14 protein-coding genes are annotated in these 13,781 nt (G+C 49.1%); 8 read left to right on the top strand and 6 right to left on the bottom strand.

The features are described 5' to 3' along the window. The first annotated feature begins 183 nt into the window (after nt 1-183). Both dnaX and H3L97_RS06350 read left to right on the top strand, forming a co-directional pair. Nucleotides 184-2,478, top strand: coding sequence for a DNA polymerase III subunit gamma/tau (dnaX, locus tag H3L97_RS06355; protein ID WP_182073061.1), 2,295 nt, complete (start codon nt 184-186; stop codon nt 2,476-2,478). A gap of 45 nt (nt 2,479-2,523) precedes the next feature. Then, complete coding sequence (locus H3L97_RS06350; RefSeq protein WP_097113593.1) at nt 2,524-3,180, top strand: hypothetical protein; 657 nt, start codon at nt 2,524-2,526, stop codon at nt 3,178-3,180. A 227-nt stretch (nt 3,181-3,407) separates the two neighbouring features. Here H3L97_RS06350 and H3L97_RS06345 read toward each other — a convergent pair whose 3' ends face one another. The 3 genes from H3L97_RS06345 to H3L97_RS06335 all read right to left on the bottom strand — a co-directional run bounded on the left by H3L97_RS06345 (nt 3,408) and on the right by H3L97_RS06335 (nt 5,351). Continuing rightward, nucleotides 3,408-3,779, bottom strand: a complete 372-nt coding sequence (locus H3L97_RS06345; RefSeq protein WP_097113594.1) for a hypothetical protein — start codon at nt 3,777-3,779, stop codon at nt 3,408-3,410. 19 nt (nt 3,780-3,798) lie between these two features. After that, nucleotides 3,799-4,656 (bottom strand): ATP-binding protein, encoded by an 858-nt coding sequence (locus tag H3L97_RS06340; RefSeq protein WP_097113595.1) that lies wholly within the window; start codon nt 4,654-4,656, stop codon nt 3,799-3,801. Nucleotides 4,657-4,724: 68 nt separating this feature from the next. Next, the gene (locus H3L97_RS06335) at nt 4,725-5,351 is read right to left on the bottom strand and encodes a hypothetical protein (RefSeq protein WP_097113596.1); all 627 of its coding nucleotides are present in this window, start codon (nt 5,349-5,351) and stop codon (nt 4,725-4,727) included. Between the two features lie 113 nt (nt 5,352-5,464). Between H3L97_RS06335 and H3L97_RS06330 the strand changes: the two genes are divergently transcribed. The 3 genes from H3L97_RS06330 to aphA all read left to right on the top strand — a co-directional run bounded on the left by H3L97_RS06330 (nt 5,465) and on the right by aphA (nt 7,458). Continuing rightward, the gene (locus H3L97_RS06330) at nt 5,465-5,818 is read left to right on the top strand and encodes an arsenate reductase (RefSeq protein ID WP_097113597.1); all 354 of its coding nucleotides are present in this window, start codon (nt 5,465-5,467) and stop codon (nt 5,816-5,818) included. Between the two features lie 2 nt (nt 5,819-5,820). Next, nucleotides 5,821-6,573, top strand: a complete 753-nt coding sequence (locus H3L97_RS06325) for a UDP-2,3-diacylglucosamine diphosphatase (RefSeq protein ID WP_179655777.1) — start codon at nt 5,821-5,823, stop codon at nt 6,571-6,573. Nucleotides 6,574-6,726: 153 nt separating this feature from the next. Continuing rightward, nucleotides 6,727-7,458: an acid phosphatase AphA gene (gene aphA / locus H3L97_RS06320; RefSeq protein WP_097113599.1), complete on the top strand. Its 732-nt coding sequence runs from the start codon at nt 6,727-6,729 to the stop codon at nt 7,456-7,458. Nucleotides 7,459-7,727: 269 nt separating this feature from the next. On the opposite strand, the gene dapF is transcribed toward aphA, so the two are convergent. Continuing rightward, nucleotides 7,728-8,576: a diaminopimelate epimerase gene (dapF, locus tag H3L97_RS06315; RefSeq protein WP_097113671.1), complete on the bottom strand. Its 849-nt coding sequence runs from the start codon at nt 8,574-8,576 to the stop codon at nt 7,728-7,730. Between the two features lie 96 nt (nt 8,577-8,672). On the opposite strand from dapF, the gene H3L97_RS06310 reads away from it, so the two are divergent. After that, nucleotides 8,673-9,416, top strand: a complete 744-nt coding sequence (locus tag H3L97_RS06310; RefSeq protein ID WP_097113600.1) for a pseudouridine synthase — start codon at nt 8,673-8,675, stop codon at nt 9,414-9,416. Between the two features lie 406 nt (nt 9,417-9,822). Here the strand turns inward: H3L97_RS06310 and H3L97_RS06305 are convergent, their stop codons facing one another. After that, nucleotides 9,823-10,425 (bottom strand): inner membrane CreD family protein, encoded by a 603-nt coding sequence (locus H3L97_RS06305; protein ID WP_097113601.1) that lies wholly within the window; start codon nt 10,423-10,425, stop codon nt 9,823-9,825. A gap of 218 nt (nt 10,426-10,643) precedes the next feature. Between H3L97_RS06305 and H3L97_RS06300 the strand changes: the two genes are divergently transcribed. Next, nucleotides 10,644-11,324, top strand: a complete 681-nt coding sequence (locus H3L97_RS06300; RefSeq protein ID WP_097113602.1) for a response regulator — start codon at nt 10,644-10,646, stop codon at nt 11,322-11,324. Continuing rightward, complete coding sequence (locus H3L97_RS06295; protein ID WP_224446376.1) at nt 11,318-12,274, top strand: histidine kinase dimerization/phospho-acceptor domain-containing protein; 957 nt, start codon at nt 11,318-11,320, stop codon at nt 12,272-12,274. The genes H3L97_RS06300 and H3L97_RS06295 overlap by 7 nt, the downstream gene beginning before the upstream one ends. 11 nt (nt 12,275-12,285) lie before the next feature. On the opposite strand, the gene pepD is transcribed toward H3L97_RS06295, so the two are convergent. Continuing rightward, on the bottom strand, nt 12,286-13,719 hold the full coding sequence (gene pepD, locus H3L97_RS06290; RefSeq protein ID WP_097113603.1) for a beta-Ala-His dipeptidase: 1,434 nt from the start codon (nt 13,717-13,719) through the stop codon (nt 12,286-12,288). Nucleotides 13,720-13,781 lie beyond the last annotated feature (62 nt).

Below are 13,781 nucleotides of genomic sequence, written 5' to 3'. Positions count from 1 at the left end.
ATAAGTAACTGGCAATTTGCCAACAAACCAGCTCTCTCCCTATGGGAAAGCGTTGGAGAGAGGGCTTGTTGAACAGCAACCCTCTCCCCAGCCCTCTCCCAAAGGGAGAGGGAGTTAAAGTTACTTAAATTTATCAATGATTTTTATCCCGAACTCACGTTACTTTATTTTGACGATACCACCATGACCGCCTATCAAGTTCTCGCCCGCAAATGGCGACCCAAAACCTTTGCCGATTTGGTTGGACAACAACACGTTGTCAAAGCCCTACAAAACGCGCTGGACAAAGGGCGTTTGCACCACGCCTATTTGCTCACAGGCACGCGCGGCGTGGGCAAAACCACCATCGCCCGCATTTTAGCCAAAAGCCTCAACTGCGAAACCCCCAATCACGGTGAACCCTGTGGCGTGTGCCAATCGTGCCGCGACATTGATGCAGGGCGATTTGTGGATTTGCTGGAAATCGATGCCGCCAGCAACACAGGCATAGACAACATACGCGAAGTGCTGGAAAACGCCCAATACGCCCCCACCGTGGGCAAATACAAAGTGTACATCATTGACGAAGTGCATATGCTCTCCAAATCCGCGTTCAACGCCATGCTCAAAACGCTGGAAGAGCCGCCCGAACACGTCAAATTCATCTTGGCAACCACCGACCCACACAAAGTCCCCATTACCGTGTTAAGCCGTTGTTTGCAATTCGTTTTACGCAATATGACCGCGCAACAGGTTGCCGAACATTTGGCACACGTTTTGAAAACCGAACAAATCGTGTACGAACCTGCCGCTTTGGCACTTTTGGGACGCGCCGCGCAAGGCTCCATGCGCGATGCCTTGAGTTTGCTTGACCAAGCCATCGCCATGGGTTCAGGCAGCGTGCAAGAACACGATGTGCGCGACATGATAGGCGCGGTGGACAAACGCTATCTGTATGAATTATTAACCTTTTTGATGGAACAAGATGGCGAAAATCTCATCGCCAAAGCACAAGAAATGTCCGCCAACGCCATCGGTTTTGACAGCTCGTTGAACGATTTAGCCATGTTATTACAAAGACTTGCGCTATTGAAAACCGTGCCGTCTGCCATAGAACACGATGACCCCGAACGCGAACGCCTGTTGCATTTGGCGCAATATTTCAGCGATGAACAAATTCAGTTGTACTATCAATGTGTTATTCATGGCAAAAACGATTTGCCGCTCGCGCCCGATGAGTACGCAGGTTTTGTGATGACGCTGTTGCGCATGTTGGCGTTTGCGCCCTTTGCCGCGAAAAGCACGCCCCACAACGCCACCATTGAAGGCACGCAACTGCACAGTTTGCCCGAAAGCGAAACCGCCAAATCGCCGCCCATTGCCGAAAAAACCGTTTCAGGCAGCCTGAAAAACGATGAAATCGTCAAAAAAACCTTTAATCAAAGCGAATTGCCCCCACCTTCTCCGCAAGAAATCAGGCGGAGCAGCAAGGCGATTCAGGCTGCCGAAAATGTGGTTTCACAAGACGAATCCGTTCAGACTGCCGAAAATATTGTTTCGCAAGACGAATCCATTCAGGCTGCCGAAAATATTGTTTCGCAAGACGAATCCGTTCAGGCTGCCGAAAATATTGTTTCGCAAGATGAATCCGTTCAGACTGCCGAAAGTGTTGTTTCACAAGATGAATCCGTTCAGGCTGCCGAAAATGTGGTTTCGCAAGACGAATCCGTCCAGACTGCCGAAAATATTGTTTCGCAAGACGAATCCGTTCAGATTGCCGAAAATGTGGTTTCGCAAGATGAATCCGTTCAGACTGCCGAAAATATTGTTTCGCAAGATGAATCCGTTCAGACTGCCGAAAATATTGTTTCGCAAGATGAATCCATTCAGACTAGCGAAAATATTGTTTCGCAAGACGAATCCGTTCAGGCTGCCGAAACACGGTTTGCTGCCCCCAGTCCAACGCCTCCCGAAACGTCCGCTCGCGCGTGGGACGATGAGCCAACCTATTATGGCGATTACGATTTTGACAATTTGCCCACCACACCGCCCAGCGCGCTGCCTGAAACCACACCGCCACCCAAAACAACCTTGCCCCCACCCGAATGGGCAAGCGAAAATTGGTTTCACATCACTTCCCACATCGCGCCCGAAGTGGGCGCTGCACAAATGATGTTGCGCCATTTGGCTTGGCTTGATTGGGACGGTTGCACTTTAACTTTGGCTTTGCCCGACAACAAAACGGCACAAAATACCGAATACATCAAACGGATTGAACAGGCTTTGTCGCATGCTTATCACAAGGAAGTGCGCGTGGCAATCGCCGCGTGGCAGCCTGAAATGGGCGTAGAAACCCCCAATATGCGTAACCAACGCATTGCCGCCGAACGTTTGGCACAAGCCAAAGCGCATTTAAACAACAGCCCTGTCGCACAAAAATTGCAATCGCTGTTTAAAGGCAAATGGCGCGATGACACCATAGAATTGAAATTATCTTAAAATTCAAAAAATGATTTTTTTTAACCAACAATAAGGAATCAAACCATGAAAAAACACATGATTTGGCTTGGTGCTGCCGCTCTGGTATTGAGCGCGTGTCAGCCACAACAAAATGCCACCACTTCGGCAGACCAAAAAATCGCCGAAAACGAAAAGAAAATTGAATTGCTCAAACAAGAAGCCGAAATTCAGCGTTTGCAAAAAGAATTGGCAGCCCAAAGTGCGTCATCGCCAGTGGGTCAAGTTTACCAATTGGCGGCTTCGGAAGTGGCAAACACCATTCCACAAGATGCACAAAAAAATGCCAAAGCAGGCGACATTGTGCAAGGCTCGGACGGTCAGCAATACACGTTTGACCCCGACACGGGCAGTTGGTTGCTCTATGGCGCGGTGGGGGCGGCTTTGGGCTATATGGCTGCCAATGCGATGAACAAAAACAAATACGCGCCTGTTACCAAACCCACAGCGGCGGTTTCGCGCGTTTACAATGATTATCGTGCGAAAAACCCCACGCCACCACCTGCACGTCCTGCGGCTGCTCAACCCAGCAGACAGCCTGCTCCTGCTGCTGCACCCACGCAAAATCCACAGCAAAATCAAGCCAAACCCACACCCAATTATCGCCCAACACAACAGGGATACAGCAACACCACCCGTCCAGCCATGCCCGCGCGTGGGGGATTTGGTGGTCGCCGCCGTTAATTGAAACATCAGGCAAAGGCTCAATCCTTTGCAAAACCGACTTTTCAACTGATGTAGGGTGCAACTTGTTGCACCCTACATGACGTCCTATTTTGTATTTGTAAAAATAAAAATTTCTGCAATTCTAAACAGGACAGATGTAAAATCTGCCCCTACAAACCGAGTGTTGCAAAGGTTTCAGGCTGCCTGAAACCAAACAGCCACACTTATCCACACATCAGCAAAAATCACGCTGCTTCGGTTTGCACAATCAGCGTGCCATTTTGCAAACTGGCTTGGCTAATGCGCTTGCCAGCCAAAGCATTGCGGTATGCCGCAAACGCGCTCAAATGCACCGCCACGATTTTGTCGTTAGTGTTGAGCGTGAATTTTTTGCTTTTGATGTTTTTAAACAGCGACAGCAACACATTGGCACCAAAGGGCAAAGTGTAGCGAAAATGCACGCTGTCGTGGCTGCTGCCCACCAAATCCAATTTAATGCTCATCAAATAATGGGCGGTAATTTGTTGCTCGGCAGTTTGTTCTACGCGAATTTCTTTGCCTGTTTGCTGGCTCAATTTGGCAGCAAAATCGTTTAAATCAATGTGCAAATTCATCATTTATTCCTTTTTAATCAATTTACTGAAAAACTTGGCGTTCTTCTGGCAAACGCCCTGCCCAATCGCTGGCAAATTGATAGGCGGTGCGCCCCGAACGGCTGCCACGCATTTGCGCCCAATTTAAGGCTGCATGACGGGCGGTGTCGTCCCAATCCAAGCCAAAATCGGCAAGCCAACTTTGCACGGCTGCCAAATAATCATTTTGGTCAAAGGGATAAAAACTCAACCACAGACCAAAGCGGTCGGACAGGGAAATTTTTTCTTCTACTGCTTCTTTTTGGTGGATTTCGCCACCGTTGCCCACGTTTTCGTGCATGTATTCTGGCATGAGGTGGCGGCGATTGGAAGTGGCATACACCAGCACATTGTCGGCGCGGCGCGACAGGCTGCCATCTAATGCGGTTTTGAGTGATTTGTAGCCTTCTTCGCCATCTTCAAACGATAAGTCATCGCAAAAAACAATAAATTTTTCAGGGCGTTGTGCCAGCACATTGAGCAATTCGGGCAATGTTGCCAAATCTTGCTTGTTCACTTCAATCAGGCGCAAACCGCGTTCGGCATATTCGTGCAATAAGGCTTTGATTAAAGATGATTTTCCTGTACCACGCGCCCCTGTGAGCAACACATTATTGGCAGGTCGCCCCGATAAAAATTGTTCGGTGTTGCGAACCAATTTGCCCATTTGGGCATCAACGGCTGCCAAACGCGATAAGGGAAAGGTGTGCGGACACGGCAAACTGTGCAACACGCCTGCGTTGCCCACTTTTTGCCAGCGAAAGGCGATGGTGTTGTCCCAATCGGGGGCGGCAATTTCGGGCGGTAAAATCGCGTCCAAACGATGCAGCACCGATAGGGCTTTGCGGATTAGGGTTTTCATGATGGCTGTTCCTGAAAATGGTTTTTCAGGCTGCCTGAAATTTTGACGCAGCCTGAAACTCAATAATATTATTGATTTAATTCACGAATATCGCGCCAACCGTCATTGGTTTTCACCAATGTGGCGGAGCGTGTGGATTTTTTATCCAAAATGTCTTTGTGATGTGGGTCGTCTTTGAGCAGCGATTTTGCCCATTTTTCTGGCACAATTTTCGCTTCATACGACACTTGGCTGACGGTGTAGCCGCGCACTGGGGTGGGCTCGGTAAAGAAATTCACTTTTTCGGCTTGGTGTTTGCCCACACACAATACGCCACCGTGAGGCGTACGGCGAATGGCTTGCGAACCGCGCTCGGTTAAGCGGTAAACAGAAACCACTTGTTTGTTTTCTTTGCTTTTTTCGGATTTTAATTCTTGATACAAATCGGCGCGTACCAAATGTGCCATTTGTTTTTCGGCTTGTTCGTTAATGCGTTTGCCTTCGGCGTTGCGTTGCAAAATTTTGATTTCGTCTGCACCCAATAAGCCTTGCAAGGGGGTGGTTTCGGGGGCGATTTGCACCACGTCCAATTCGTATGGCACGCACACTTGGTTGAAGTGGGCGGCGTTGTTGATGGCTTGTTTCATTTCTGATGCGGGGTCGCTGCCGCAGGCTGCCAATGCCAATGTTGCGCCAATGAGCCAGATTTTTTTCATCGCAATTCCTTTACACAAAAAAGTTGAAGAATAGCCCCAATCCACGCACACGACAAGACAAAAATCCACGAATTTCGTACAATAGCACTTATTTTTTGAATAAGGCTACGAAAATGATTCACTTATACGGCATTGCCAACTGCACCAGCGTGAAAAAAGCGCGTACTTGGCTGACTGAAAACCACATCGCCCACGAATTTCACGATTTTAAAAAAGCCGCACCCACGCCCGATTGGGTTTCAGGCTGCCTGAAAAAGGTGGATTTGGCGGTGCTGCTCAACAAACGCGGCACAACGTGGCGCAATCTCTCGCCCCAACAGCAAGCGCAAGCCGACAATTTGGACGGCGCCATCGCGCTCATGTGTGCCAACCCCAGCGTGATTAAACGCCCTGTTTTGTTGCATGGCGATGATGTGGTGGTGGGATTTGATGAGCAGATTTATCGGCAAATGTTTCAGGCAGCCTGAAAATCATGCGCACCCTATTTATTGCCGATTTGCATTTATCCGACAATGCGCCCGATTTAACCGACTTATTTGTGCAATTTTTGCGCGAACAAGCCCCCCAATCGGCGGCTTTGTACATTTTGGGCGATTTGTTTGACGCTTGGACGGGCGATGACGATGATAGCCACACCGCGCAACAAGTTGCCCAATCCATTCAAAAATTCAGTCAATTTGCGCCTGTGTATTTTGTGGCGGGCAACCGCGATTTTTTGTTGGGCAAAAACTACGCCCTGCGCGCCAACATGACCTTGTTGCCTGAAAACCACATGATAACGCTGCACGGCAAACACATTTTGCTCACACATGGCGATGAAATGTGTACCGATGATGTGTCTTATTTGCGCTACCGCAAAATCATACGCAACCCTTTGTTGTGCCAAATTTTATTGTGCTTACCGTTTCGCAAACGCAAGGCGATTGCCGAGCAAATTCGCGCAAAAAGTCGCGCCAAAAAACAGCACAATTATGCCATTTCCGATGTAACCGAACAGGGCGTTCAGGCAGCCTGCCAAAAAAATCGGGCGGTGGACATCATCATTCATGGACACACACATCGCCCCAATACCCATATTCATCAATATCTTGGCAAAAACATCACGCGCCATGTGTTGCCCGATTGGTTTGAAAATCAGGGCGGCTATTTGGCGGCAGATGAAACAGGGTTTGCCTTTTTCAGGCTGCCTGAAACCACAGCACAAACCAATTTAAACAGCTAGTCTCCCCCTTTTTGCGTCCATCATGCACGCAACAAAATGCCGTTTTTCTGCCACAAACGGCATTTTCTGTTTCAGGCTGGCTGAAAATCGCTTACAATGCCAATCGCTGTGCCTGACGCGGCGTTTGAATAACAATCATTTTGGAGAAAACACATGAAAACATTCAGCAAAACCACGCTTGCCGCCTTGATGTTGGCATTGTCGCTGCCTGCGGTGGCAAAAGGCCCGAAAGTGGATTACACCCACGCTGGCGTTACCGCCATTGACATGAAAAATGCCAATAAAGTCAAATGGCTGACCGTAGAGCAAATCCGCGATAGCCTGAAAAACACGCCACCCATGACGGTAACATTTGACATTGATGATACGGTTTTGGTGTCTTCACAATGTTTCTATTATGGCAAAAACACTTTTTCGCCCGATAGTTACGATTATTTGCACAATCAGGCATTTTGGAATTTTGTGGCAGATGGTTGCGACCGCATGTCCATTCCCAAAGAATCGGCAAAAAAATTGATTGATATGCACCAAGCGCGTGGCGACCAAGTGATTTTCATCACAGGACGCACAGGTCATGCCAACAACGACCCCAGCCGTTTGGACGTTTTGGGTACGATTTTGGAACGCACGTTTAAAGTGAAAAACATGCAGCCCATCAATTACACCAATGACACACCCGTTGAACCCTATAAATACGACAAAACCCATTATATTGTGAAACACAAATCGCAACTTCACTATGGCGACAGCAACGATGACGTGCTGGCAGCGCGTGAAGCGGGCATTCGTGGCATTCGCGTGATGCGTCCGCCTGTAAGCACCAATCGCCCCTTGCCAATCAATGGCGGTTATGGCGAAGAGGTGTTGGTGGATTCATCTTATTGATTGAATTGGGGAGAGGGTTTGTTGAACAGCATACCCTCTCCCCAGCTCTCTACCACAGGGAGAGGGGGCAAAGTAACTTAAATTTATAGTCGCTTAAAATTAAAAATACTACTGCGTTGCCCACGCCCTTATGTACCAGATGTACACGGCGGGCGTGGTCGCCTTGTCCTATTTTTATTTTAAGCGACTATATCAATCACTTTTATCACGAAAATGCCGTTTCCTGATTGTGAAACGGCATTTTGTTTTTTCAGGCAGCCTGAAACCCATCAATAGGCAATTTCGCCATCAAACACTTTGACGGCTGCGCCTGTCATCATCACGTCTTCGCCTTCCGACCATATGATGTGCAAATCGCCACCGCGAAGTTGCACGCGCACAGGCTCGCCCGCCGCCAACAAACCCAAACGCACACCCGACACCACCGCCGCACACGCTCCCGTGCCACAGGCTTGCGTTTCGCCTGCACCGCGTTCATACACGCGCAATTTGATGTTGTGTTTGTCCAACACTTCCATGAAGCCCACGTTCACGCGCTCGGGGAAACGCGGGTGTTTTTGCAAAGCGGCACCCCAATCGGCAACGGGCGCGGTTTCCACATCACCCACCAACATTACCGCGTGGGGATTGCCCATGCTCAACAGCGACATTTCCGCGCTGTCCAAATCTTGCACCACGATGTAGGTAAGCTGCCCTGCTTGTTCGTTGCTGCGCAAAATGAAAGGCAAATCTTCGGGCTGAAAACGCGGCTGCCCCATATTGACCGTTACCAAACCGTCATCGTTTAAACGTGGTTTGATGATGCCTTTGGCGGTTTCCACGATGATTTCGTGTTTGTCGCTCAAACCTTGTTCCGCCACAAATTTGACGAAACAGCGTGCGCCATTGCCGCATTGTTGCACTTCGCTGCCATCGGCGTTGAAAATGCGGTAGCGGAAATCCACATCGGCTTTATCGGTGTGTTCGACCAGCAGCAGTTGGTCAAAGCCGATGCCTGTGTGTCGGTCTGCCCATGCTGCGATGGGGGCGGTGTGGGGGTCAAAATTGTGGCGCGTGCCGTCAATGACCATAAAGTCGTTGCCCAAGCCGTGCATTTTGCTGAATGTGAGTTTGTTCATGATTTGCTCCAAAAAAAGGGGGTTTGGCATTGTAGCCGTGAATGCTTGCCAATAACAGCGTATAATGCACCTTTTTGGTTTTCAGGCAGCCTGAATATGACAAATACGCCACACGAAGCCGTGCGCCTGTCCAAACGCATGGCAGAATTGAACCTTTGCTCGCGCCGCGAAGCCGACCAATATATTGAACAAGGTTGGGTTAAAGTCAATGGCAACGTTGCCGTGTTGGGACAAAAAGTCCTGCCCAGCGACCGCATTGATTTGGACAAACTCGCCCACCAACAACAAGCCCAGCGCGTGACCATTTTGCTGAATAAGCCTGTGGGATTTGTGAGCGGGCAGCCTGAAAAAGACTACCGCGCCGCCGTAGAGCTGATTACCGCCGACAACCATTGGGAAGGCGACACCAGCCGCATTCCCTTTGACGTGAAACAATTAAAAGGGCTGGCACCTGCGGGGCGTTTGGACATTGATTCGGTGGGATTGCTGGTGCTGACGCAAGACGGACGCATTGCCAAACAGCTCATCGGCGAACATTCAGGCAGCGAAAAAGAATATTTGGTGCGCGTAAAAGGCAAATTATCGGAAAACGGCTTGGCATTGCTCAATCACGGTTTGAGCTTGGACGGCGAAAAACTGCGCCCTGCCCAAGTTTCATGGCAAAACGAAGACCAGTTGCGTTTCATTTTAAAACAAGGCAAAAAACGCCAAATTCGCCGAATGTGTGAATTGGTGGGTTTGCGCGTGGTGGGCTTGAAACGCATACGCATAGGCAAAGTGAAATTGGGCGCATTGCCCACAGGCAAATGGCGGTATTTGGGCGACAATGAGCGGTTTTGATGATGCGTCAAAAAGGCTGCCTGAAAACACACAATTTGTGTTCAGGCAGCCTGAAACCTTTGCAAAACTCAGTTCATAGTGGCAAATTTCACATCTGTCCTGTTTAGACTTACAGAAATTTTTATTTTTATCAATAACGTGAACTCGGGATAAGTCACTGTCAATTTGCCAACAAACCTGCCCTCTCTCCCTATGGGAGAGAGTTGGAGAGAGGGTTTGTTGAGCAGCATACCCTCTCCCCAGCCCTCTCCCACAGGGAGAGGGAGCAAAGTGACTTAAATTGATTAATCACTTTTATCCCGAAATCGCGTTATCAATAAATTGAAAAAAGGGCGGATATGAAATCCGCCCCTACGTCAGTTTAAAAGTAGGTTTTGCAAAGGTTTCAGCCTGCTTTTATGTTTGTTTAAGATATTGATTTTTTGGTGGTGGTCTTTTCATCATCATGGTATTTTTGTTCCAACTCATACCAATTAATGTGGCGCGTAAAATACATCACACCAAACAAGGTGGCAAACAACAAACACGAACCCACCACCAAATTGTATTCTTGCAAGCGCAGCAGCACAAACATGGTGGCATACGACACAATCAACAAACCCGCCATCAAATGCACCCCCTTTTGGCTTGCCAGCACATATTGCAAATACCACCACAGCAAGCCAATGCACGCCACAGCCCCCAGCACATACGCCGCCACAAAACCAATGTGTTCCGCAAACGACAACAGCAGCAAATAAAACAGCGACAATGCCGCCCCCACCAGCAAATATTGTATGGGGTGGATGTGCCAATCTTGCAAAATCTCACTCAAAAAGAAAACCGAAAACACCATAATCACCAATAGCATACCGTATTTCATGCTGCGGATAATCATGCGGTAATCCATCTCGCCCAAAAGCGGACTGGAATGGTAAGATAAACGCTGCTCTGCCAAATTGTTAATCAACATCAAAACCAAAGAAAACACCACGCACAATGCCAAAAAGTGCCATAATTTTTTGCTCATTTTGTTGCAACTCCATTTTGTTGGTTGGAATAAAAGACGTTCAGGCTGCCTGAAACCTTTCCCCTCCCCTGCTTGCGGGGGAGGGTTAGGGTGGGGGTGGCAAAACAAAAGTCGCGTACCGAAAAGCTGCCTGAAAACGCCATTATCGCAAAGCAAAATGAAATTACCGTGTATCAATCATGAAGATTTCATAAAGATAAAATAATGAAACCATTGCCATGAATCCACATATCCTAATCCTTGAAGATGAACGCGAAATTGCCGAATTGATTGAAATGGCATTGCAACGCGCCCATTACACCACCCAAATTGCCGTTACCGCCGCGCAAGCCCAAGCATTTTTGGCACAAGAAAAATGCGATTTGCTGTTGCTGGACGTGGGTTTGCCCGACATCAACGGCTTTGATTTTTTGAAGATGATTCGCGCTCAATCGCCTTTGCCCGTTATCATGCTCACGGCGCAAGATGAGGAAATTGACCGCATTTTGGGCTTGGAATTGGGCGCAGACGATTATTTGGGCAAACCATTTAGCCCACGCGAATTGTTGGCGCGAATCAAAGCCGTGTTGCGCCGCACCCAAATCATCAACAAGCAGCCTGAAACCCCCATCGCCGCCCCATGGCAAGACGACACCGAATCACATTGCATACGCCATTGTGGACAAGCCTTGCCGCTCACCTTGGGCGAATACCGCCTGTTGCGTACGCTGCTCCATCGGCAAGGGCGCGTGTTCAGCCGCGAAGAATTGCTCATCGCCATGTTTGGCAATCAGCACCCTTCCGACCCCAATACCATCAACACCCACATTCGCGCCTTGCGCCAAAAATTGCGTACCGCCAACATTGACGAGCAAGTCATACGCACACATCATGGTTTGGGATACAGTTTTTCATGTTGAAATATTTTAAAAACATCAGTTTGCGTTTGTTTTTTCTGCTGTTGGGTTTGTGTATTTTGCTCACAGCGTGGGCGTGGTGGCACAACAGCCCGCACATTCGCATACTCATCGGCTTGAATTTGTTGATATTGGCAACTTTGGCATGGTGGCTGGCAAAAAGCATCAACCGCATTCGCCAGTATGCCGAAGCCATGGCTGCCAATCGCGTTGCCCCCAAACCGCAATTTGGCGAAAGCTATTTGGCGCGTTTGGTCAATGCCATTGCCCATTTGCGCGATGAACTGAATCATCGCCAACAGATTGAAAATTATGTATTGGGCTTAACCCACGAACTGAAAACGCCACTCACCGCCCAACACGCCGCTTTGGAATTGCTCCAAGACAGCCATTTGAGCCACGAACAGCACGAATTGATACAGCGATTGTCGCGCAATGTGCAAAAACAGCAGCAGTTGATTACGCAATTATTGGAATTGGCGCGTTTGGAAAATTGCGATGCGCTCACTGCCACGCAAAGTGTGTCGCTGTATGATTTGGCTTTTCAGGCAGCCCAAGATGCCCAAAATGCCTGTTCTGCCAAACAGTTGCACATTCAAATAGATGAAATGCCCCACACACCATATGTGCAGGGCAACCCCATTTTGTTGCGTCAAGCCATAGACAATTTATTGTATAACGCGGTGGATTTTGCCGATTCAGGCAGCCTGATTCACCTTCATTTTGCCCACACCGCACAAACCCTGTGTTTGCACATGGACAATCAAGGCAGCCCCATTCCCGATTACGCGCTGGCAAAAATTCCGCAACGTTTTTATTCGCTGCCACGCGCCAACGGTCGGCGCAGTAGCGGTTTGGGATTGAGTTTTGGTGGCGCAAATCATGCGTTTGCACGGTGGCACGTTCAGGCTGCACAATCGGGAAAATGGGGTGCGTGCCAGTTTGATTTTTGAAAGATAAGGGCTTAATCCACCGCCGCCAACACATTTTTCAACCAAGTCCAAAACACGCCAACCGATTGAATTTGCACACGTTCATCGGGCGAATGCGGCATTTCAATCGTGGGACCAAACGATGCCATTTGCCAATGCGGATAGTGGGTCGCCAAAATGCCGCATTCCAAACCAGCGTGAATCACGCCAATTTCAGGCTGCTTGCCCAGCAATTTTTCGCCTTCACGCGCCAAAATTTGCGTGATTGCCGCGCCCACCACAGGTCGCCAACCCGCATACGCGCCACTTAATTGTGCCGTGCCGCCTGCCAATTCAAACAAATCGCTCATGCGTTGCGCCAAATGGTTACGCGCAAAATCGTTTTGCGAGCGCAACAAACAATACACGTTCAGGCTGCCTGAAACGCATTCCACCTTCGCCAAATTGCTGGACGTTTCCACCAAATTGGCAACGTCCAAATTCATCGCGTCCACACCGTTGGGGCAGGCGTTTAAAACGCGCAGTACGCGCTCTTGGCTTTCTTTTGTGAAACACATGTTGGTGGCAGAATGCGCGTGCAATTCAATTTGGCAATTCTGGTCTTCGCTGGACAGGGTTGCCTTGATTTTTTCAAACAAAACGTGAATTTGATTGTGCAAAAATGCCCATTCACGCTGGCTGAAAAACACCGCTTCGGCTTCACGCGGAATGGCGTTGCGTAAAGTGCCGCCCTGTACATCTGCCAATGCAATCTCATCGCCCAAATCGCGCAAAATCTGCACCAAAATTTTGATGGCATTGCCGCGCTGTTTGATGATGTCTATGCCCGAATGACCGCCTTTCAAACCGCGTACCGTCAGGCGAAACGCCGTGCCTGTTGCCGTTTGCGTGGTGGTGGGCAGGCTGAAAGTCGCGTCCACACCGCCCGCGCAGCCAATGCAAATTTCGCCCAAGGTTTCCGAATCCAAATTGAGCAAAATGTCGCCTTTGAGCCAGCCTGCCTGCAAGCCCAACGCACCGTCCATGCCGCTTTCTTCGCTGGCGGTAAACAGGCATTCCAAATTGCCATGTGCAATGTTGTCGCTCGCCAAAACCGCCAAGGCTGCTGCCGCGCCTATGCCATTGTCCGCGCCCAAAGTGGTGCCACGCGCCTTGACCCAATCGCCATCAACATAGGGCAAAATGGGGTCGGTGGCAAAATTGTGCTGGCTGTCGTGGTTTTTTTGCGCGACCATGTCCAAATGCGCTTGCAAAATCACGCCTTGTGCCTGTTCTTTGCCTTGCGTGGCGGGTTTGCGAACAACAATATTGCCAGTCTTATCGCGTTCGGCTTGCAAATTCAAACGCTTAGCTTCGTCCAAAACAAACTGCTGCACCGCCTCTTCCTGATAAGTGGGGCGTGGAATGGCACACAATTTGGCAAAATAATCCCACACAATTTGCGGTTCAAGTTTGGATAAGGGCATGGTTTTTCCTTTAAAAATGACTTTTCAGGCAGCCTGAAACACGCAAAACCGATTTTCGGGTA

The organism is Alysiella filiformis, from assembly GCF_014054525.1.
Lineage (GTDB): Bacteria > Pseudomonadota > Gammaproteobacteria > Burkholderiales > Neisseriaceae > Simonsiella > Simonsiella filiformis.
Note: the sequence above shows the minus strand (reverse complement) of the source record. Positions and strands in the feature narration are given on the sequence as shown.